Source organism: Lysobacter sp. Soil_C_59, from assembly GCF_057656415.1.
This window is the reverse complement of sequence record NZ_JBDGKK010000004.1, coordinates 190527-209886: the sequence shown is the minus strand read 5'-3', so window position 1 is coordinate 209886 and position 19360 is coordinate 190527. Positions and strand designations below refer to the sequence as shown.

Genomic DNA, 19360 nt, shown 5'->3' with positions numbered 1-19360 from the left:
CCCTAGTGCTTCGGCAGCTTCTTCGGCCGCTGCCACCCTTCCACCGACGTCTGCCGCGCACGCGCCACCGAAAGCTGGCCTTCCGGCGCATTGCGCGTGATCACCGATCCGGCGGCAATCGTCGCATCCTTGCCGATCGTCACCGGCGCCACCAGCGACGAGTTCGAGCCGATGAAGGCACCGTCCTCGATGATCGTCGTCGACTTGTTCACGCCGTCGTAGTTGCAGGTGATCGTACCGGCACCGACGTTGACGCCGCTGCCGATGACGGCATCACCGATGTAGCTCAGGTGGTTGGCCTTGCTGGTCACGCCGATGCGCGCGTTCTTGGTCTCGACGAAGTTGCCGATGTGCACGCCGTCGGCAAGCACGGTGCCCGGACGCAGGCGCGAGTACGGACCGATCTGCGCCGCGCCTTCGACGACGACGCCGTCCATGTCGCAATGGGCGCGCACTTCTGTTCCCGGTCCCAGGCGCACGTCCTTGAGGCGGCAGAACGGGCCGATGCGCACACCGTCGCCGAGTTCGACGCGGCCTTCCAGCACCACGTCGACATCGATCTCGACGTCATGGCCCACGGTCACTTCACCGCGCTGATCGAATCGCGCCGGATCGATCAGTCGCGCGCCCTGCAGGCACAACGCACGCGCTGCGCGGCGCTGGAAAGCGCGCTCGAGCTGCGCCAGCTGCCAAGGGTCATTGGCACCTTCGACCTCGAGCGGGTCCTGCACGTGCACCATCTCGGCAGCATTGAATTCCGACGCCGCCGATGCGAACACGTCGGTGAGGTAGTACTCGCCCTGGGCATTGTCGTTGCCCAGGTGCTGCAGCCAGCCGCGCAGCGCCTCGCCATCGGCGACCAGGATGCCGGTGTTGACGGTGCGGATGGCGCGCAACTCGTCGTCGGCGTCCTTGTGCTCGACGATGCGGCCGACACGGCCTTGCGGGTCGCGCACGATGCGCCCGTAGCCGGTGGGATCCTCGAGATCGGCCACCAGCACCGCGATGCGACCGGGCGCTGCCAGCAGATGCTTCAGGGTCTCGTCGGTGATCAGCGGCACGTCGCCGTACAGCACCAGCACGCGGGCGTCCTGCGGCACGGCCGGCATGGCCTGCTGCAATGCGTGCCCCGTGCCCAGGCGCTGCTCCTGCTCGGTCCAGTGCAGGTCGGTCTGGTCGGCGAAGGCGGCCCGCACCTGCTCGCCGCCGTGGCCGTACACGACATGGATGCCGTCCGCGCCCAGGCGCCTGGCGGTGTCGATGACATGGGCCAGCATCGGCCGTCCGGCGATCTTCTGGAGCACCTTGGCCGTGGCGGACTTCATCCGCTTGCCCTCGCCCGCGGCGAGGATGACGACGTGCAACTGGCTCATGCGGGTTCCTGTGCGATTGCTGCGCCGGCTGCGGCGCCAGGTGCCAATCTTAGCAATCCCCGTCGTCGCGACGCCGTCCAGGCCGCGGGCGGCGCTTTGTCTACAATCTCCCCATGCGAAAACTCCTCCCCGACTCGACACTGCTGCGCCAGGGCGGCAGCTACTTCGTCATCGGGCTGGTGCAGTTGCTCGTCGACTGGGCGACATTCGTTGCGTTCAGTGCACTGGGAATGGCGGTCGAGCCGGCCAACATCCTTGGCCGCATCGGCGGAGCGCTGCTCGGCTTCTGGCTCAATGGTCGCTTCACCTTCGCCGGCGCCGACACCGCCGTCGGTCGCCGCCAGCTCATTCGCTTCTTCACCATGTGGATCGTGACGACGATCATCAGCACCTGGGGCGTGGCGCATGTCGACCGGGTCGTTGGACTTCACTGGGCCTGGCTGGCCAAGCCCGTCATCGACCTGGGGCTGGCCGCGGTGCAGTTCGTGCTGTCGCGGCACTGGGTCTACAAGCGCTGACGCAACCCCAAACGAAAAACGCTGGCACGAGGCCGGCGTTTTCGCGAAACATCTGGTCGCCTGGGCGATCAGTGCTTCATGTTCTTGCGCAGGCGCTCGAGCGCGCTGAGCTGGGCGATGCTCATGGCCAGCTGGCTCTGGGCTTCTTCCATGCTCATCTTCGGATCCTTCTTCGACAGGATCCGCTCGGCTTCTTCCTTGGCGGCGCGGACAGCGGCTTCGTCGATGTCCTGGGCGCGCACGGCGGTGTCGGCCAGCACGGTCACGACGGTCGGCTGCACTTCGAGGATGCCGCCGGAGATGGCGAAGTCCAGGTGCTCGCCGCCCGGCAGGATCACCACGACCTTGCCCGGCTTGAGGCGGGTGATCAGCGGCGCGTGCTTGGGCGCGATGCCCAGCTCGCCCATTTCACCGGTGGCGACCACGAGCTCGGCTTCGCCGTGGAAGATCTCCTGCTCGGCACTGACGATGTCGCAACGGATGGTGGATGCCATGGGTCTCTCCGATCAGCCTGCGATCTTCTTGGCCTTCTCGACCGCTTCCTCGATGCCGCCGACCATGTAGAACGCCTGCTCCGGCAGGTGGTCGTACTCGCCTTCGACGATGCCCTTGAAGCCGCGGATCGTGTCCTTCAGCGCGACGTACTTGCCCGGCGAACCGGTGAAGACTTCGGCGACGTGGAACGGCTGGCTGAAGAAGCGCTCGATCTTGCGCGCGCGCGACACGGCCTGCTTGTCTTCTTCCGACAGCTCGTCCATGCCGAGGATCGCGATGATGTCCTTCAGTTCCTTGTACTTCTGCAGGGTCGACTGGACCTTGCGCGCGACTTCGTAGTGCTCAAGACCAATCACGTTCGGATCGAGCTGGCGCGAGGTCGAGTCGAGCGGGTCGACGGCCGGGTAGATACCCAGCGAAGCGATGTTTCGCGACAGCACGACGGTGGCGTCGAGGTGGGCGAAGGTGGTCGCCGGCGACGGGTCGGTCAGGTCGTCCGCGGGAACGTACACGGCCTGGATCGAGGTGATCGAACCGGTCTTGGTCGAGGTGATGCGCTCCTGCAGGACGCCCATTTCCTCGGCCAGCGTCGGCTGGTAACCCACGGCCGACGGCATGCGGCCCAGCAGTGCCGACACTTCGGTACCGGCCAGCGTGTAGCGGTAGATGTTGTCGACGAACAGCAGCACGTCGCGGCCCTTGCCCGAAGCGTCCTTCTCGTCGCGGAAGTACTCGGCCATGGTCAGGCCGGTCAGCGCGACGCGCAGGCGGTTGCCCGGCGGCTCGTTCATCTGGCCGTACACCATCGCCACCTTGTCGAGGACGTTGGAGTCCTTCATCTCGTGGTAGAAGTCGTTGCCCTCACGGGTACGCTCGCCCACGCCGGCGAACACGGACAGACCCGAGTGCGCCTTGGCGATGTTGTTGATCAGTTCCATCATGTTGACGGTCTTGCCGACGCCGGCGCCGCCGAACAGGCCGACCTTGCCGCCCTTTGCGAACGGGCACATCAGGTCGATGACCTTGATGCCGGTTTCGAGCAGGTCGTTGCCCGAGGACTGGTCCTCGTACGACGGGGCGGCGCGGTGGATTTCCCAATGCGCCGAAGCGGTGACTTCACCGGCCTCGTCGATCGGGCGACCCAGCACGTCCATGATGCGGCCCAGGGTGCCGGCGCCGACCGGCACCGAGATGCCCTTGCCGGTGTTGTTGGCCACCAGGTTGCGCTTGAGGCCGTCGGTCGAGCCGAGCGCGATGGTGCGCACGACGCCGTCGCCAAGCTGCTGCTGCACTTCGAGCGTGATCTCGGTGTTGTCGACCTTCAGCGCGTCGTACACCTTCGGCACGGACTCGCGCGGGAACTCGACGTCGACGACCGCGCCGATGATCTGAACGATCTTGCCCTGACTCATGGTGGTTTCCTCGTAACTTTAAAGCTGGTGTGCGGTCGCGACGATCGCGCCCACGTGATTGGTGATGGCTGCGCCGGCGCGGTCAGACCGCGGCGGCGCCGCTGACGATTTCCGAGATTTCCTGGGTGATCGCCGCCTGGCGGGCCTTGTTGTAGACCAGGTTCAGCGTGCCGATCAGCTTGGTGGCGTTGTCGGAGGCGGCCTTCATCGCGACCATGCGCGCGGCATGCTCGGACGCGACGTTCTCCAGCACCGCCTGGTACACCAGCGACTCGACGTAGCGGGTCAGCACGTGCTCCAGCACGCTGGCCGCGTCGGGCTCGTAGATGTAGTCCCAGTCGTGGTGCGCGACCTTCGTGTCCGACTCGGGCAGCGGCAGCAGCTGGTCGAACGCCGCGCGCTGGGTCATCGTGTTGACGAAGTCGTTGTAGCAGATGAAGACGCGGTCGACGTTGCCGCTGCTGTAGCCGTCCAGCATGACCTTGATCACGCCGACCAGCTGCTCGAGCTTGGGCTGGTCGCCCAGATGAGTGACCGAGCCGACCATGTTGACGTTGATGCGACGGAAGAACACCGAGGCCTTCTGGCCGATGGTGACCACGTCGATCTCGACGCCCTGCTCCTGCCACTTGCGGAACTCGCCCAGCAGCTTGCGGAACAGGTTGTTGTTGAGGCCGCCGGCCAGGCCACGGTCCGAGGACACGATGATGTAGCCGACGCGCTTCACTTCCTGGCGCTCGACCAGGTAGGGATGCTGGTAGTCGGAGTTGGCCTGGGCCAGGTGACCGATCACCTGCTTCATCACGCGCGCATACGGACGCGAGACCTTCATCCGGTCCTGCGCCTTGCGGATCTTGGATGCCGAGACCATTTCGAGCGCGCGCGTCACCTTGCGGGTGTTCTGCACGCTCTTGATCTTGGTTTTGATTTCGCGGCCGCCTGCCATTTGTCGCTCGCTGTGTTTGTTGCTGAATGCCGAAGGGCGGGATGAGAAGCGGGAGTGGGGAGTGGGGAACGTGAGGCTCAGGCGACGTTGAGTCGGCCGTGACTACCTTTCGTTCCCAATTCCCTATTCCCTATTCCCGCTCACCAGGTACCCGTCTGCTTGAACTCGGCGATGCCCTGCTTGAAGGTCGCCTCGATCTCGTCGTTCCAGCCGCCGGTGGCGTTGATCTTGTTGACCAGCTCGCCCTGGGTGTTGACGAAGTGGGCGTGCAGGCCCTCTTCGAACGCCAAGATCTTGCTGACCGGCACGTCGTCGATGTAACCCTCGTTGACGGCGTAGATCGACAGTGCCTGCAGCGCGATCGACATCGGCGCGTACTGCTTCTGCTTCATCAGCTCGGTGACGCGCTGGCCGCGCTCGAGCTGCTTGCGGGTGGCTTCGTCCAGGTCGGAGGCGAACTGCGCGAACGCAGCCAGCTCACGGTACTGGGCGAGGGCGATACGGATGCCGCCCGACAGCTTCTTGATGATCTTGGTCTGGGCCGCACCACCGACGCGCGACACCGAGATACCGGCGTTCACGGCCGGGCGGATGCCGGCGTTGAACAGGTCAGTCTCGAGGAAGATCTGGCCGTCGGTGATCGAGATCACGTTGGTCGGAACGAACGCCGAGACGTCACCGGCCTGCGTTTCGATGATCGGCAGCGCGGTCAGCGAACCGGTCTTGCCGGTGACCTTGCCTTCGGTGAACTTCTCGACGTAGTCCTCGGACACGCGGGCTGCGCGCTCGAGCAGGCGGCTGTGCAGGTAGAACACGTCGCCCGGGTAGGCTTCGCGACCCGGCGGGCGCTTGAGCAGCAGCGAGATCTGGCGGTAGGCCACGGCCTGCTTGGACAGGTCGTCGTACACGATCAGCGCATCTTCGCCGCGGTCGAGGAAGTACTCGCCCATGGTGCAGCCGGAGTAGGCGCTGATGTACTGCATCGCAGCCGACTCGGAAGCGGTGGCGGCAACGACGATCGTGTGTGCCAGGGCGCCGTTCTCTTCGAGCTTGCGCACGACGTTGGCGACGGACGAGGCCTTCTGGCCGATCGCCACGTACACGCACTTAATGCCGGTGCCCTTCTGGTTGATGATCGCGTCGATCGCCAGGGCGGTCTTGCCGGTCTGGCGGTCGCCGATGATCAGCTCGCGCTGGCCACGGCCGATCGGGATCATCGCGTCGACGGTCTTGTAACCGGTCTGCACCGGCTGGTCGACCGACTTGCGCCAGATCACGCCCGGGGCGACGCGCTCGACCGGAGCGGTCAGCGACGCGGTGATCGGGCCCTTGCCGTCGATCGGCTCGCCCAGCGCGTTGACGACGCGGCCGAGCAGTTCCGGACCGACCGGCACTTCGAGGATGCGGCCGGTGGTCTTGGCCACGTCGCCTTCGCGCAGGTGCTCGTAGTCACCCAGGACCACGGCGCCGACCGAGTCGCGCTCCAGGTTCAGCGCGAGTGCGTAGGTCTCGTTCGGCAGCTCGATCATTTCGCCCTGCATCACGTCGGCCAGACCGTAGATGCGCACGATGCCGTCGGACACCGAGGTGACGGTGCCTTCGTTGCGCGCTTCGGCGGTCAGCTTGACCTTCTCGATGCGGGTCTTGATCAGTTCACTGATTTCGGACGGGTTGAGCTGGGTGGTAGCCATGGGTTTAGGTCCCTTGATCCGGCATGAACCGGAAAATGCAAATTGAAAGCGGGCAGATGAATTCGATTATTGCGCCAGCGAGGACTGCAGGCGCGCGAGCTTGCCCTTGAGCGAGCCGTCGATGACCACTTCGCCAGCGTCGATCACGGCGCCGCCGATCAGCGAGGCGTCGACCGCGGTCTCGATCTCGACGTCGCGGCCAAAGCGCTTGACCAGCGCGGCCTTGATGGCGTCGAGCTCGGCGGCCGGCAGTTCGCTGGCGGCAGTGACCTTGGCCTTGACGATGCGCTCGGCATCGGCGCGCAGCTCCTCGAACAGGCCGGTGATTTCCGGCAGCAGGGCGAGGCGGCGGTTGTCGGCGAGCAGGCCGAGGAAGCGGGTGAAGCTGTCCTCGGCACCGTCCATCGCCAACAGGCCGACGGCGTCGACCGGGTTGATCAGCGGATGGCCGAGCAGCGCCTGCGCCTGCGGATCGGCCGCCACACGGGCGGCGAACGCGAGCGCCTGCGACCATGCGGCAGTGCGGCCGCTTTCACGCGACAGCGCGAAGGCGGCACGGGCGTACGGACGGGCGAGGGTCAGTGCCTGGGTCATCGCTCAGCTCAGATTTCTGCGGCCAGCTCGTCGAGCAGCGCCTTGTGGGCGTTGGCATCGATTTCGCGCTTGAGCAGCTTTTCGGCACCGGACACGGCCAGCGTGGAGACCTGCTTGCGCAGCTCCTCGCGGGCGCGGTTGGCGCTCGCTGCGATCTCGGCGTCAGCCGCCGCCTTCTGGCGGTTGGCCTCTGCGATCGCGTCGTTCTTGGCCTGGTCGATGATCTGATTGGCGCGCTGGTGCGCCTGCTCGATGATCTCGTTGGCCTTGGTACGGGCGGTGCGCAGCTCGGCGTCGACGCTCTGCTGTGCCTGCGCGAGGTTCTTCTGGCTCTGCTCTGCAGCGGCCAGACCCTCGGCAATCTTGTGTTGACGTTCTTCGATCGCCTTGTTGAGGGGCGGCCAAATGAACTTCATCGTGAACCAGATGAGGATCGCGAACGTGATCATCTGGCCGAAGAAGGTCATGTTGAGATTCATGACAGCTCCGATAGGACGCTGCGGGCGGTTATGCCCGGGAGAGCCGTCCGCGGTGCGGACGGCTCCGGTGCTTCTACAACTACGAACTGATTAATGCGCGGCGCCGGCGGTGGCGGCAGCAGCATTCTTCACTTCGCCCAGCAGCGGGTTGCCGAAGGCGAACAGCAGGCCGACGGCCAGCGCGATGATGAACGCCGCGTCGATCAGGCCGGCCAGCAGGAACATGCGGCCCTGCAGCATCGGCACCAGCTCCGGCTGACGGGCAGCCGACTCAAGGAACTTCGAGCCCATCAGCGCGATGCCGAGGCAAGCGCCGATAGCGCCGAGGCCGACCATCATGCCGATCGCGATAGCGGTCAGGCCCTGCACACTGGCGATGAATTCCATGGTTTTCTCCTACTGAAACGTTTTGGTTGGATAGATGAAGCGCGGAAGGGTGAAGCGAAAACGAAAACGACTTAGTGACTCTCGTACGCGCCGGCGATGTAGACGACGGTGAGGATCATGAAGATGAAGGCCTGCAGCAGCACGATCAGGATGTGGAACAGCGCCCAGGCAGCGTTGAACAGCACGCCCGGAACAAACATCAGCAGGCTGCCGCCGAGCAGGCCGGCGATGAGCATGAACACCAGCTCGCCGCCGTACATGTTGCCGAACAGTCGCATGGCGAGGCTGACCGGCTTGACCAGGTACTCGATGACGTTGAGGCCGAGGTTGGCCGGTGCCAGCGCGATCTTGGTGCCGGTGCCGTGCGCGTGGAACGGCGCGGTCAGCAGCTCCTTGCCGAAGCCGAAGCCGCCCTTGGCCTTCACCGAATGCCACAGGATCAGGAAGAACACGACGACCGACATGGCCAGCGTGGTGTTGAGGTCCGCGGTCGGGACCCAACGGAAATAGGTGTGGTGCGCGACATCGGCGCCGGCGGCCAGCTTGATCGCCGTGTACGGCGCGTCGAGCGGCAGCAGGTCCATGCAGTTCATCAGCACGACCCACATGAAGATGGTCAGCGCCAGCGGGGTCAGCGAACGGCGGTCGCCGTGGAAGCTGTCCTTCACCTGGCCGTCGATGAACTCCAGGATCAGTTCGACGAAGGCCTGGCCCTTGCCCGGCACGCCGGAAGTGGCCTTGCGCGCGAACCAGCCAAACCAGGTGATGAAGATCAGGCCCAGCACCAGCGACACCGCCCAGGTGTCGATGTGGAACGCACCGCCGAAGAACTCGATCGAGTTCTGCTGGAGGTGGTGCTGAATGTATTCGTTCAGGCCGCCCGAACCGGTCTGTTCACTCACGAAAAGACACCTATCGTTTCAAAAGGTTGGCCAGGACGAATGCCAGCGTTCCCGCAAGCACTCCCACCAGCATTGGCAACGGCGGCAGCTTGAACCCGGCGAGGCCGAGCGTTAAAACTGCAAACACCACCACCCACTTCAACATCACCCCGGCCAGAAGCCGCCCCACCGCCATCCCGGCCGGCTGGATACCGCCCCCGAGGGCCATCAGGGCCGCCACGACACTGCCCGCGACGATCGCGCCACCGCCGACCGCCGCCGCCAGCGCCGAAGGCGCCCCGAAGGGGAGGAAGGCCAGCGCGACCAGCGCTGCCGCGCCGGCCTGCCAGGCAGTCGCGCGCGACGCCAGCCGGCGACCTGCGGACAATGGATCGTGCACGCGGGACTCGTCGGTCTGGGGCAGGCGCAAAGCGCCCGGTAGAGCCGCAAAAGTATAGAGGTCGCGGGCGTTCCCGGCAACCGGCGCCAGTCACGTTTGCACGGGCGTTCGGCCCGTTCAGGAACCTGCGGAAGGCATCTGGCGGCTTCATGGCGGCCAGCGTGCCGCCGCCGTCGTGCCCACTCAATTACCTGAAAGGTAAGGGCCGCATGGGGCTCCGGCAGATGATAGCGCTACCCTATCGAAGCCAGCGCAACTTTCAATTTGACGCCAGGCCGCCAGCATGCAGAATCGAGAATCATTCTCATCTGGTGGGTGTGTCATGACCAAGACCCTGAGCTTCGCGGCCGTCCACTTCACGGTCGCATTCATGGTTGGCTATCTGATGACGGGCAGCGTCTGGGTCGGCGGCGCGCTCGCCCTGGTCGAGCCGGCCTGCAACACCGTCGCCTTCCACTTCCACGAGAAGATCTGGAAGCGCATCGAGCAGCGCCGGAGCCGTGATCGGCGCGACGCCGCCGCGGCCGTGAGCGTCTGAGGCCGCAGTCAGATTGCGAGCCGGCTCAGGCGGCACATCTTCGGCGGAACCTTTTGCGATTCCACCGGTCCCATCTACCGATCGCCCGCCCAGTCTCTACTCCTCGTCAAAGCAAGCTACGGCGGGCACTCCGAAGCCCCGGTCTCCCTACCGGGGCTTCGCCTTTTCCGGAGCACCGCCGGAGCGTTACTTCTTCTTCGGGATGTACAGGTCGGTGATCGTGCCTTCGTACACTTCCGCCGCCATGCCGACCGATTCGCTCAAGGTCGGATGCGGATGGATCGTGTTGCCGATGTCGGCTGCTTCCGCGCCCATCTCGATCGCCAGCGCCACCTCGGTGATCAGGTCGCCGGCATGCACGCCGACGATGCCGCCGCCGATGATGCGGTGGGTCTTCTCGTCGAAGATCAGCTTGGTGAAACCTTCGCCACGACCGATGCCGACCGCACGCGCAGATGCGGCCCACGGGAACTTGCCGATGCCTATCTCCAGGCCCTTGGCCTTGGCTTCGGTCTCGGTGACGCCGACCCAGGCGATTTCCGGATCGGTGTAGGCCACCGACGGAACCACGCGTGCCACCCACTCGCGCTTCTCGCCCGCGGCCACTTCCGCCGCCAGCTTGCCTTCGTGCGTGGCCTTGTGCGCCAGCATCGGCTGGCCGACGAGGTCGCCGATGGCGAAGATGTGAGGGACGTTGGTGCGCATCTGCCGGTCGACCGGGATGAAACCGCGGTCGGTGACCTGCACGCCAGCCTTGTCGGCGTCGATCTTGCCACCGTTGGGCGAGCGACCGACCGCCACGAGCACGCGGTCGAACGTCATCGGCGCCGGCGCGGCGTCGCCTTCGAACGACACGGTGATGCCCTGCTTGGAGGCTTCGACCGTCGTCGCCTTGGCCTTGAGGTGGATGGCCACGCCCTGCTTCTTCATGCGATCGGCCAGCGGCTTGACCAGGTCCTTGTCGGTGCCCGGCATCAGCTGCTCCATGAACTCGACCACGGTCACTTCACTGCCGAGCGCCTTGTACACCGTGGCCATTTCCAGGCCGATGATGCCGCCGCCGACGACCAGCAGCTTCTTCGGCACGTCGACCAGTTCCAGCGCGTCGGTGGAGTCCATCACGCGCGGGTCGTCCCACGGGAAGTTCGGCAGCTTCACCGCCTGCGAACCGGCGGCGATGATGCACTGCTCGAAGCGCAGCAACTGTGTCTTGCCGTCGTCGCCTGTGATCTCGATCTCGTTCGCCGAAACGAACTTGCCGTAGCCCTGCACCGTGCGCACCTTGCGCTGCTTGGCCATGCCGGCCAGGCCCTTGGTGAACTGGGTGACGACCTTGTTCTGCTTGAAGTCGCGCAGCTTGTCGATGTCGATCTTCGGCTTGCCGAAGTCGATGCCGATGTCGGCCGAATGCGCGGCTTCCTCGATCAGCGCGGCGGCATGCAGGAGCGCCTTCGACGGGATGCAGCCGACGTTGAGGCAGACGCCGCCGAGCGAGGGATAGCGCTCGATCAGCACTGTGTCGAGTCCGAGGTCGGCGGCGCGGAACGCAGCGGTGTAACCGCCGGGGCCGGAACCGAGCACGACGATGCGGCATTCGATGTCAGCCTTGCGGCCGCTGCCGGAGGCTGCCTTCGGTGCCGGGGCGGCGCTGACCGGCGCAGGTGCCGGTGCCGCAGCAGGTGCTGCAGCCGGTGCCGGCGCGGCGGCCGGCGCGGATGTCGCAGGAGCCTTTTCCTCGACCGCGCCAGCGCTCTCGAGGATCGCGATCACCGCGCCCTCGGCCACCTTGTCGCCCACCTTGACCTTGATCTCCTTGACCACGCCGTCAGCCGACGACGGCACTTCCATCGTCGCCTTGTCCGACTCCAGCGTAAGCAGGCCCTGGTCCTTCTTCACCGTATCGCCGACCGCGACCAGCAACTCGATCACCGGCACGCCGTCGTAATCGCCGATGTCCGGCACCTTGACTTCAATGGTCGCCATGCAGTTCTCCTGCGCTCAACCGGTGGCGCCGGTGAGCGATTGTTCCAGTTCGTCAAGCTTCTCTTCGAGCTTGCGCCAGCGCTTGATGCGCTTTTCGTCGCTGTCGTCGGTGGCCTCGATCAGCAGGCCGACCTGTTCCATCAGTTGGCTGGCAGGCCCGCAAGCGGGCTGCAGACCGCTGATGCGCAGGTCGTCGACGACGAAGAGCAGCACTTCGTCGTCGTGGAATTGCGCGGTGCGGTCCGCCGGCACCTGCGTGCTCAGCGCACGCTGCCAGTCGGCGACCATGCGTCGCGCCAGGGCGGCCGGCATCGGCACCTGCTGCACGGCGGGCTGCTGGCCCACGCGCAGTTCGCGCTTGCCGTCGCTCCAGACCTGGACGCGTTCGTCGGCCTGGCTGTAACGCAAGGTCCAGTCGCCATCGCCTTGGCCGGCGAACAGCTGCACGCCGCTCTCGACACTGCGCGCCGGCAGGCGGGTCATGCTCAGCGTCGGCTTGACGCCGGCAGCGAACAGGCCCTCGACGGCCGAGCCGTAGTTCTCGGTCGCCGGCGGCCAGCCACGGCCGAGGTCGAGGTTGCACACCTCGTCGTCGGCGCGGGCAGTGGCCGCGACCTGCACGGCCAGCAGGCTCGCCGCCAGGCACAGCGCGCGCAGGCTCACCGCAGAATGGCTCACAGCAGCACGCGCCGCATGTCGGCCAGCAACTGCGCCAGGTGCGCGGTGAAGCGCGCGGCCAGGGCGCCGTCGATGACGCGATGGTCGTAGCTCAGCGACAGCGGCAGGATCAGGCGCGGCGCGAACTGCTTGCCGTCCCACACCGGGCGGATCGCAGACTTGGACACACCGAGGATGGCCACTTCCGGAGCATTCACGATCGGGGTGAACTTGGTGCCGCCAATGCCGCCGAGGGAGCTGATCGAGAAGCAGCCGCCGCTCATGTCGGCCGGGCCAAGCTTGCCGTCGCGGGCCTTCTTGGCAAGCTCGGAGGTTTCCTGGGCGATCTGGATCACGCCCTTCTTGTCGACATCGCGCACGACCGGGACGACAAGGCCGTTGGGCGTGTCGGCGGCGAAGCCGATGTGGAAGTACTTCTTCAGCACCAGGTTCTCGCCGGTCGCATCGAGCGAAGCGTTGAAGGCCGGATACTTCTGCATCGCCGACACCGAGGCCTTCATCAGGAAGGCGAGCATGGTCAGCTTGATGCCGGCCTTCTCGTTCTCCTTGTTGAGCGCGACACGCAGCTCTTCCAGGTCGGTGATGTCGGCGTCGTCGTGCTGGGTGACGTGCGGGATCATTGCCCAGTTGCGCGACAGGTTCGCACCCGACAGCTTCTGGATGCGCGACAGCGGCTTGGTCTCGGTCTCGCCGAACTTGCTGAAATCGATCTTCGGCCACGGCAGCAGGTTGAGGCCGCCGCCCAGTGCGACCGGCGCTCCGGCTGCTGCCGGTGCGGCGCCGCCTTCCATCACGCCCTTCACGAACTTCGAAACGTCGTCCTTGCTGATGCGTCCACCGCGCTCGCTGCCAGCCACGTGCGACAGGTCGACGCCGAGCTCGCGTGCGTACAGGCGCACCGCCGGGCTGGCATAGGGGACCTTGTCGGGCATCAGCTCGTCGGCACCGAAGGTCACCGGCGGCGTGCGTGGCGGCATCGCTTCCGGGTCAGTGCCCGGGCGCTGCGCGTCGATCGATGCCTGGGCAATGCGGTCCGCCTGCGCCGGCACGACGACAGGTTCGACCTTGGCGCCGGTCTCGGCGGTCTTGACCTGCTGCGACGGCGCGGCCGGTTCGGCGCGCGGCGGCTCGGCGGGCTTGGCCGGCTCTGCCGGTGCGGCTGCGGCGGCGCCCGCTTCGGACGGTTCGATCAGTGCAACGACGCTGCCCTCGGACAGTTCGTCGCCGATCTTGACCTTGAGTTCGCGCACGACACCGGCAAAGGGCGCCGGGACTTCCAGCGTCGCCTTGTCGGACTCAAGCGTGACCAGTCCCTGGTCCACTTTCACTGTGTCGCCGACGGCAACCAGCAGTTCGATCACGGGCACGCCGTCGTAGTCCCCGATGTCGGGAACGCGCGCTTCTTTGAGGTCAGCCATGTGTGGGGGTCCGGCAGTACGCGAAAACCCTATTGTGCGTCCTGCAAGCGACTGCGCCAACAGCAGCCGACATACGTCACGGTATCGGCCCGGGACGCCGGCGGGTCAACGCGCCCGGGCCTGGGCGGCCTCGGCCGCGGCGTCCCTTTCGGGGCTGGCATCATCCTTGTCGGGGCGCGGTTGGCGGTGGGCTTCCATCAGGTTCAGCGGCTGTCCGTTGGCCAGGCGGAACTCGAGGGCGTCGTCGATCCGGTCGAGTTCGACCATCCGCCGGCACAGGCCGTCGGCGCGCTGCTCCAGTGCCTTGGCCCTTGGCTCGACGCGCGCCTCGATCTGCGCGTCCAGGTTTTCCAGTCGCTTGAGGCGGCTGGCGTCACCACTGAAGGCGGCGCCGAGGGCACCGCTGACGATGTCGCCGATCATGCTCGGGATCACCTCGGCCACGGCCTCGCCGATGCCTTGGCCCAGGTCGTCACCGTTGAAGCGCGTGGCCGTCACCGAACGTGCCAACCGCGTGTCTATCTTCGCCCGCGCCCGCTCGACCTTGGCCTGCGCCGCCTTGGGGTCGCTGCTGAAACCGGCCGAGACCTCGCCGAGCACGGTGAAGGCGATGTCGGCCGCCTCGCGCCCAATGGCTTGTGCCTCGGGCATCGCCGCCCTCGCCCCTTTCTCGAAATCGGCGATGCGTTGCGAATCGGCACTGCTCAGGGTTACCCAGCGGTCATCGACGAACAGCTTGCCCTGGCGCATCACGATCGCCTTGGGCACGCCGCTGTCGCGCGTGAGGATGACGCTGCGCTCGTCGATCGTCAGGTCGTAGTCACTGTCCATGTTGCAGGACATGTCGACATCCACGTCGGCGGCTTGCGCGCACGCGACCGGCAACGACAGCGCAATGAGCATGCCGGGCAAAGACAAGTTGCGCATGGCCGACCCCCGTGATTGCTGGAGCCCATATCTTGCAGCTTTCGCGCGGGGATGTCCCCTATCGCATTCCGCGCGCGCGGCACCGGAATCGGCAATCACCGACGCCCCGTCACCGGAAGTTCATGCGCACCGTGTTTACGCGCGCACGCCAGTGAACCCGAAGCCTCTCGCGAAAGTTCCGCACTTCGCGAGCGCGGCGCAACAACGGTTCATGCATCGCTGGCTAGGGTAGTCGCGCCTTCCCCCCAAAGGCGGCCTGAAAAGGCTCAGATCGTTCTCAATAATGAGGAGTCCTCTCCATGATGCATTTTCGTCATTTGACCCTGGCCGTCGTGGCCACTCTCGCCATCGCCCCGGCCGCTTTCGCCCAGGACACGACCACCGATACCAGCGGCAAGCGCTTCGCCGTCGTTGGCGGCTACGCATTGGCCGAGCCGACCAGCAATCCGCAGATCGCCGGCACGCGCACCAACGTCGATGGTGACGGCGCCGCCACGCTGAGTGCCAGCTGGTACGCCACCGACAACATCGCCATCGAGGCGTGGGGCTCGGCCGACAAGTTCGGCAATCGCGTGCGCACGCCCAACGGCAAGGTCGCCAGCATCGACAGCCAGCCGTACGCACTGAGCGGCCAGTACCACTTCGGTACGTCCGCCAGCACCGTCCGCCCGTTCGTCGGCCTGGGCTACTTCGAAGCCAACACCGACGGCGAGAAGGCCGAGCCGACCGGCGCACTGGCCGGCCAGCGCATCGGCGTGGATACCGCCAAGGGCGCGATGGCCACCGCCGGCGTCGACGTCAACATCACCCCGACCTGGTTCGCACGCGCCGACGTGCGCTACATGCAGGACACGACCGGCCAGCCGGACGTGACCGTCGACGGCGCCAAGGTGGGCAAGGCCGAGCTGAATCCGGTCGTGCTCGGCGTGGGCGTGGGCGCACGCTTCTAAGCCTCACGCATCCAGGCGCCACCATTTGCTGCAATGGCAACGGGCCTCGCGGGGCCCGTTGTTCTTCACGCGCCAACGACACCGCGGCAAGCCGCCGCAGCGCGTGTCCACAGGCGTTCACACCGCAATCACCGCCCACAGTTAGGGTCGCGGTGTTTCCTAAAGGCAGGAGTCACGCATGACGACCAAGCTCGACAAACCGCTGCGTCGCGAAATCCAGATCGAAGAACGCCCCTACACGCTGACCATCGACGCCGATGGCCTCAAGCTGGTCGAGAAGGGACGCCGCAACGGCCATGAAGTGCGCTGGGCCGACCTGGTCGGCGGCAATACCGCCCTGGCCGCGGCGCTCAACGCCAGCACCGAGAACTGACCGCCGCCTCATCGGCGGCCCATCCGGATCGAAGGCGCGGCCGCTTCGCCGCGCCATCATCCCTGACCGCCCTCGGGACGGCTCAGGGATGCTCGGCTTCAGCGTGCACGCGCTCGCGGCGCAGCAGGTAGAGGCCGCTGGCGATGATGATCCCGGCACCAAGCCAGGTGATCGCATCGGGCAGGACGCCCCACAGAGTGAGATCGAGCAGCACGCCCCAGACCAGGGCCGTGTACTCCAGCGGTGCGATCAGCGACGCCTCGCCCATGCGGAAGGCCTCGGTGATCGCGTACTGGCCAAGCGCGCCAGCCACGCCGATCCCTGCGATCAGCCACAGGTCATCGCCGCGGATCGGCACCCACTGCGGCCAGGCGAGCACGCCTGCGCCGACGGCGATCATCGCCATCAGCCAGACCATCATCGACTGTGTGCTGTCGGTGCGCGCGAGGATGCGCACGGTGATCGCGCTGACCGAGTACATCAGCGCCGCCACCAGCACCGCCAACGCAGCCAGGCTCACCAGCCCCTCGCCCGTCGGTCGCAGCAGCACCAGCACGCCAATCAGGCCGACGGCGATCGCCGTCCAGCGCCGCGGACCGACTTTCTCGCCCAGGAACGGCACCGACATCGCGGTAATGATCAGCGGCGCGACGAAGAAGATCGAGTACGTGGTCGACAGCGGCATCCGCGCCACCGCGTAGACGAAGGCGGCCATCATCGCCACGCCGAGCACGCCGCGCAGCAGGTGCAGCGACCAGCGCACGCGGATCAGCGGGCCCACGCCGACCGTGGCCAGCGCCCACACCAGCACCAGCGGCAACGAGGCCGCACCGCGCAGCGAGGCGACCTGGAACGGCGGGTAGGTCACCGACAACTGCTTGAGGCCGGCATCCATCATCGCGAACAGCGCCACGGCGACCAGCATGGTCAGCATGGCGCGCGTCTGGCGCGCGTGGGCCTGGCGGGCGCCGGTGGGCACGGTCAATCGCCCTGCGACGCCCAGCGGCCGATGTCGATCACGAAGCGGTAGCGCACGTCGGCCTTGAGCATCCGCTCGTAGGCTTCGTTGACCTGGTCGATGCCGATCAGCTCGATGTCGGAGGCGACGCCATGCTCGGCGCAGAAATCCAGCATCTCCTGCGTTTCGGCGATACCGCCGATCATCGAACCGGCCAGGCGCCGGCGCCGGCGGATCAGCGTTCCGGCCGCCACCGCCTGCGGTGCATCCGGGATACCGAGCAGGACCATGGTGCCGTCGAGCTTCAGCAGCTCCAGGTAGGCGTTGTAGTCGTGCGCGGCCGAGACCGTGTCGAGGATGTAGTCGAACTGCTGCGCGAGCGTCTTGAAGACAGTCCCGTCGCGGGTGGCGGCGAAATCCTTCGCGCCCAGCGCGAGCGCATCGGCGCGCTTGGATTCCGACGTGCTCAGCACCGTGACCTCGGCGCCCAGGGCCACTGCCAGCTTGACGCCCATGTGCCCCAGCCCGCCCAGTCCGACCACGGCGACCTTGTCACCGGCCTTGACGCCGAAGTGCTTGAGCGGCGACCAGGTGGTGATGCCGGCGCACAGCAGTGGCGCGGCGCGGTCGAGCGGGATAGCCGACGGAATGCGCAGCACGTACGCCTCGTTGACCGTGATGCGCGTGGAGTAGCCGCCGTAGGTCGGCCGCGACTTGTCGAAGCGGTGGCCGACCGGGTCGCGCTCGAAGCTGTTGTAGGTGCCGCTCATGCCCTGGTCGCAGAACTGCTCCTCGCCCGCCTTGCAATTGGCGCAGCTGCGGCACGAGTCGACGAACACGCCCACGCCGACGTGGTCGCCGACCTTGAACTTGCCCGCCTGCGTACCGACGCCGGCGACCCGGCCGACGATCTCGTGCCCGGGCACCATCGGGAAACTCGAACTGCCCCACTCGTCGCGGGCCTGGTGGATGTCGGAGTGGCAGACGCCGCAGTAGAGGATGTCGATCAGGACCTCGGTCGGGCCGGGTTCGCGCCGCTCGATGGTGAAGGGGGCGAGCGGCGAACGGGCATCGAGCGCAGCGTAGGCGGGCGTCTTGAGCATGGTGCGTCCAGGCATCTTTCGGGCACGAGTGGGCCGCCAGTCTAGCCCCCGCCGACGTCGCGCCGCGCGTGCGCGGGCGCAACGCAGCGTGCCGTGGCTGCGCGACGACGCGGCCTGCGCTACCCTTTGCGCCCCCGAATTTGCGTTCCGCTGGAGCCGGCCATGCCTTCTTTTGACGTCGTTTCCGAAGTCGACACCCACGAGTTGACCAATGCCGTCGACCAGGCCAACCGCGAGCTGGGCACGCGCTTCGACTTCAAGGGCGTCGATGCCAAGTTCGAGCTGGACGACCAGGTGATCAGCCAGTCGGCTCCGAGCGACTTCCAGCTCAAGCAGATGAACGACATCCTGCGTGCACGCCTGATCGCGCGCGGCATCGATGCGCGCTGCCTGGAGTTCGGCGACGTCGAAACCAACCTGGCCGGCGCGCGGCAGAAGATCACCGTCAAGCAGGGCATCGAGCGCGAGCTGGCCAAGAAGATCCAGGGCGCCCTCAAGGACGCCAAGATCAAGGTCGACAGCCAGATCAACGGCGACAAGCTGCGCGTCAATGGCAAGAAGCGCGATGACCTGCAGGCGGCCATCGCCCTGCTCAAGGCCGCCGAGTACGAGCGCCCGCTGCAGTTCGACAACTTCCGCGACTGAGGTGGCGATGAGCGGCGATGACCACGAGGCGATCGCCGCGACGCGGCGCTGGCTGGAACGCGCGGTGATCGGGTTGAACCTGTGCCCGTTCGCCAAGGCGGTGTACGTCAAGCAGCAGGTGCGGTTCGTGCTGAGCGAGGCGACCACACCCGAAGCGCTGCGCGAGGAGCTTGCCTCCGAACTGGCGCTTCTGGCGGCGACCGATGCGGAGGAGACCGACACGACGCTGTTGATCCATCCGCAGGTTCTCGGCGATTTCCTCGACTACAACGACTTCCTCGACCAGGCCGACTCGGTGATCGCGTTCCTGGGGCTGGAGGGGCACATCCAGGTCGCCAGCTTCCACCCGGACTACCAGTTCGCCGGCACTGACGCCGACGACGTCGGCAACTGCAGCAACCGTTCGCCCTACCCGATGCTGCACCTGCTGCGCGAGGCCAGTGTCGAGCGCGCCGTCGCGGCGTTCCCGGATCCGGAAGTGATCGTGGAGCGCAACATCGCGACGCTTGAGAAGCTGGGGATCGAGGGTTACAGGCGGTTGATGGAGCCGTAAGGCCCCGTCATCCCGGCGAACGCCGGGATCCACCTTGCTCGTCATCCCGGCGAACGCC

The 19360-nt window shown here is 66.4% G+C and carries 22 protein-coding genes; 6 read left to right on the top strand and 16 right to left on the bottom strand.

The genetic code is table 11. From position 1 onward, the window contains the following. Positions 1-2: 2 nt before the first annotated feature. The gene (gene glmU / locus AC3A3Q_RS10245; RefSeq protein WP_487586156.1) at positions 3-1373 is read right to left on the bottom strand and encodes a bifunctional UDP-N-acetylglucosamine diphosphorylase/glucosamine-1-phosphate N-acetyltransferase GlmU; all 1371 of its coding nucleotides are present in this window, start codon (positions 1371-1373) and stop codon (positions 3-5) included. Positions 1374-1486: 113 nt separating this feature from the next. On the opposite strand from glmU, the gene AC3A3Q_RS10240 reads away from it, so the two are divergent. Continuing rightward, on the top strand, positions 1487-1891 hold the full coding sequence (locus tag AC3A3Q_RS10240; protein ID WP_487586155.1) for a GtrA family protein: 405 nt from the start codon (positions 1487-1489) through the stop codon (positions 1889-1891). Between the two features lie 68 nt (positions 1892-1959). Here the strand turns inward: AC3A3Q_RS10240 and AC3A3Q_RS10235 are convergent, their stop codons facing one another. The 9 genes from AC3A3Q_RS10235 to AC3A3Q_RS10195 all read right to left on the bottom strand — a co-directional run bounded on the left by AC3A3Q_RS10235 (position 1960) and on the right by AC3A3Q_RS10195 (position 9176). Then, positions 1960-2385, bottom strand: a complete 426-nt coding sequence (locus AC3A3Q_RS10235; protein ID WP_487586154.1) for a F0F1 ATP synthase subunit epsilon — start codon at positions 2383-2385, stop codon at positions 1960-1962. 12 nt (positions 2386-2397) lie between these two features. After that, positions 2398-3798 carry a F0F1 ATP synthase subunit beta gene (gene atpD, locus AC3A3Q_RS10230; protein ID WP_487586153.1) on the bottom strand — a complete coding sequence of 467 codons (1401 nt, stop codon included), beginning with the start codon at positions 3796-3798 and terminating at the stop codon, positions 2398-2400. Between the two features lie 82 nt (positions 3799-3880). Then, the gene (gene atpG, locus AC3A3Q_RS10225) at positions 3881-4744 is read right to left on the bottom strand and encodes a F0F1 ATP synthase subunit gamma (protein ID WP_200608920.1); all 864 of its coding nucleotides are present in this window, start codon (positions 4742-4744) and stop codon (positions 3881-3883) included. 140 nt (positions 4745-4884) lie between these two features. Beyond that, entirely contained in the window at positions 4885-6435 is a 1551-nt protein-coding gene (atpA, locus tag AC3A3Q_RS10220; RefSeq protein WP_487586152.1) for a F0F1 ATP synthase subunit alpha, read from the bottom strand. Positions 6436-6501: 66 nt separating this feature from the next. Continuing rightward, the gene (locus AC3A3Q_RS10215) at positions 6502-7029 is read right to left on the bottom strand and encodes a F0F1 ATP synthase subunit delta (protein WP_487586151.1); all 528 of its coding nucleotides are present in this window, start codon (positions 7027-7029) and stop codon (positions 6502-6504) included. Between the two features lie 8 nt (positions 7030-7037). Beyond that, positions 7038-7508: a F0F1 ATP synthase subunit B gene (locus AC3A3Q_RS10210; protein ID WP_200608926.1), complete on the bottom strand. Its 471-nt coding sequence runs from the start codon at positions 7506-7508 to the stop codon at positions 7038-7040. Between the two features lie 90 nt (positions 7509-7598). Continuing rightward, complete coding sequence (gene atpE / locus AC3A3Q_RS10205; protein ID WP_158732391.1) at positions 7599-7895, bottom strand: F0F1 ATP synthase subunit C; 297 nt, start codon at positions 7893-7895, stop codon at positions 7599-7601. A gap of 71 nt (positions 7896-7966) precedes the next feature. Beyond that, the gene (gene atpB / locus AC3A3Q_RS10200; protein ID WP_487586150.1) at positions 7967-8797 is read right to left on the bottom strand and encodes a F0F1 ATP synthase subunit A; all 831 of its coding nucleotides are present in this window, start codon (positions 8795-8797) and stop codon (positions 7967-7969) included. Between the two features lie 10 nt (positions 8798-8807). After that, on the bottom strand, positions 8808-9176 hold the full coding sequence (locus tag AC3A3Q_RS10195) for a hypothetical protein (protein WP_233264781.1): 369 nt from the start codon (positions 9174-9176) through the stop codon (positions 8808-8810). Positions 9177-9498: 322 nt separating this feature from the next. On the opposite strand from AC3A3Q_RS10195, the gene AC3A3Q_RS10190 reads away from it, so the two are divergent. Then, positions 9499-9714: a DUF2061 domain-containing protein gene (locus tag AC3A3Q_RS10190; RefSeq protein ID WP_487586149.1), complete on the top strand. Its 216-nt coding sequence runs from the start codon at positions 9499-9501 to the stop codon at positions 9712-9714. 186 nt (positions 9715-9900) lie between these two features. Here the strand turns inward: AC3A3Q_RS10190 and lpdA are convergent, their stop codons facing one another. The 4 genes from lpdA to AC3A3Q_RS10170 all read right to left on the bottom strand — a co-directional run bounded on the left by lpdA (position 9901) and on the right by AC3A3Q_RS10170 (position 14720). Continuing rightward, the gene (gene lpdA / locus AC3A3Q_RS10185) at positions 9901-11697 is read right to left on the bottom strand and encodes a dihydrolipoyl dehydrogenase (RefSeq protein WP_487586148.1); all 1797 of its coding nucleotides are present in this window, start codon (positions 11695-11697) and stop codon (positions 9901-9903) included. A gap of 15 nt (positions 11698-11712) precedes the next feature. Continuing rightward, positions 11713-12360, bottom strand: a complete 648-nt coding sequence (locus AC3A3Q_RS10180; protein ID WP_487586147.1) for a hypothetical protein — start codon at positions 12358-12360, stop codon at positions 11713-11715. Between the two features lie 11 nt (positions 12361-12371). After that, entirely contained in the window at positions 12372-13793 is a 1422-nt protein-coding gene (locus AC3A3Q_RS10175; protein ID WP_487586146.1) for a dihydrolipoyllysine-residue acetyltransferase, read from the bottom strand. Positions 13794-13898: 105 nt separating this feature from the next. Then, positions 13899-14720 carry a DUF2884 family protein gene (locus AC3A3Q_RS10170; protein ID WP_487586145.1) on the bottom strand — a complete coding sequence of 274 codons (822 nt, stop codon included), beginning with the start codon at positions 14718-14720 and terminating at the stop codon, positions 13899-13901. Between the two features lie 299 nt (positions 14721-15019). Here AC3A3Q_RS10170 and AC3A3Q_RS10165 point away from each other — a divergent pair, with 299 nt between their 5' ends. Further along, positions 15020-15670 carry an OmpW/AlkL family protein gene (locus tag AC3A3Q_RS10165; RefSeq protein WP_487586144.1) on the top strand — a complete coding sequence of 217 codons (651 nt, stop codon included), beginning with the start codon at positions 15020-15022 and terminating at the stop codon, positions 15668-15670. A 178-nt stretch (positions 15671-15848) separates the two neighbouring features. After that, entirely contained in the window at positions 15849-16043 is a 195-nt protein-coding gene (locus AC3A3Q_RS10160) for a hypothetical protein (protein ID WP_200608940.1), read from the top strand. 82 nt (positions 16044-16125) lie between these two features. Here AC3A3Q_RS10160 and AC3A3Q_RS10155 read toward each other — a convergent pair whose 3' ends face one another. Next, a complete protein-coding gene (locus tag AC3A3Q_RS10155; RefSeq protein WP_487586336.1) occupies positions 16126-16968 on the bottom strand; it encodes a DMT family transporter in 843 nt (280 codons plus the stop codon). Positions 16969-17024: 56 nt separating this feature from the next. Then, positions 17025-18104, bottom strand: a complete 1080-nt coding sequence (locus tag AC3A3Q_RS10150; protein WP_487586143.1) for an NAD(P)-dependent alcohol dehydrogenase — start codon at positions 18102-18104, stop codon at positions 17025-17027. 162 nt (positions 18105-18266) lie between these two features. Here AC3A3Q_RS10150 and AC3A3Q_RS10145 point away from each other — a divergent pair, with 162 nt between their 5' ends. Both AC3A3Q_RS10145 and AC3A3Q_RS10140 read left to right on the top strand, forming a co-directional pair. After that, a complete protein-coding gene (locus tag AC3A3Q_RS10145) occupies positions 18267-18749 on the top strand; it encodes a YajQ family cyclic di-GMP-binding protein (RefSeq protein ID WP_487581668.1) in 483 nt (160 codons plus the stop codon). 7 nt (positions 18750-18756) lie between these two features. Continuing rightward, positions 18757-19302, top strand: coding sequence for a DUF1415 domain-containing protein (locus AC3A3Q_RS10140; protein WP_487586142.1), 546 nt, complete (start codon positions 18757-18759; stop codon positions 19300-19302). Positions 19303-19360 lie beyond the last annotated feature (58 nt).

Bases quoted from the DNA above. Each gene is read 5' to 3' on its own strand.
- glmU (WP_487586156.1), bottom strand. From the start codon at position 1,373: ATGAGCCAGTTGCACGTCGTCATCCTCGCCGCGGGCGAGGGCAAGCGG.
- AC3A3Q_RS10240 (WP_487586155.1), top strand. From the start codon at position 1,487: ATGCGAAAACTCCTCCCCGACTCGACACTGCTGCGCCAGGGCGGCAGC.
- AC3A3Q_RS10235 (WP_487586154.1), bottom strand. From the start codon at position 2,385: ATGGCATCCACCATCCGTTGCGACATCGTCAGTGCCGAGCAGGAGATC.
- atpD (WP_487586153.1), bottom strand. From the start codon at position 3,798: ATGAGTCAGGGCAAGATCGTTCAGATCATCGGCGCGGTCGTCGACGTC.
- atpG (WP_200608920.1), bottom strand. From the start codon at position 4,744: ATGGCAGGCGGCCGCGAAATCAAAACCAAGATCAAGAGCGTGCAGAAC.
- atpA (WP_487586152.1), bottom strand. From the start codon at position 6,435: ATGGCTACCACCCAGCTCAACCCGTCCGAAATCAGTGAACTGATCAAG.
- AC3A3Q_RS10215 (WP_487586151.1), bottom strand. From the start codon at position 7,029: ATGACCCAGGCACTGACCCTCGCCCGTCCGTACGCCCGTGCCGCCTTC.
- AC3A3Q_RS10210 (WP_200608926.1), bottom strand. From the start codon at position 7,508: ATGAATCTCAACATGACCTTCTTCGGCCAGATGATCACGTTCGCGATC.
- atpE (WP_158732391.1), bottom strand. From the start codon at position 7,895: ATGGAATTCATCGCCAGTGTGCAGGGCCTGACCGCTATCGCGATCGGC.
- AC3A3Q_RS10190 (WP_487586149.1), top strand. From the start codon at position 9,499: ATGACCAAGACCCTGAGCTTCGCGGCCGTCCACTTCACGGTCGCATTC.
- lpdA (WP_487586148.1), bottom strand. From the start codon at position 11,697: ATGGCGACCATTGAAGTCAAGGTGCCGGACATCGGCGATTACGACGGC.
- AC3A3Q_RS10175 (WP_487586146.1), bottom strand. From the start codon at position 13,793: ATGGCTGACCTCAAAGAAGCGCGCGTTCCCGACATCGGGGACTACGAC.
- AC3A3Q_RS10170 (WP_487586145.1), bottom strand. From the start codon at position 14,720: ATGCGCAACTTGTCTTTGCCCGGCATGCTCATTGCGCTGTCGTTGCCG.
- AC3A3Q_RS10165 (WP_487586144.1), top strand. From the start codon at position 15,020: ATGATGCATTTTCGTCATTTGACCCTGGCCGTCGTGGCCACTCTCGCC.
- AC3A3Q_RS10160 (WP_200608940.1), top strand. From the start codon at position 15,849: ATGACGACCAAGCTCGACAAACCGCTGCGTCGCGAAATCCAGATCGAA.
- AC3A3Q_RS10155 (WP_487586336.1), bottom strand. From the start codon at position 16,968: ATGCTGGTCGCCGTGGCGCTGTTCGCGATGATGGATGCCGGCCTCAAG.
- AC3A3Q_RS10150 (WP_487586143.1), bottom strand. From the start codon at position 18,104: ATGCTCAAGACGCCCGCCTACGCTGCGCTCGATGCCCGTTCGCCGCTC.
- AC3A3Q_RS10145 (WP_487581668.1), top strand. From the start codon at position 18,267: ATGCCTTCTTTTGACGTCGTTTCCGAAGTCGACACCCACGAGTTGACC.
- AC3A3Q_RS10140 (WP_487586142.1), top strand. From the start codon at position 18,757: ATGAGCGGCGATGACCACGAGGCGATCGCCGCGACGCGGCGCTGGCTG.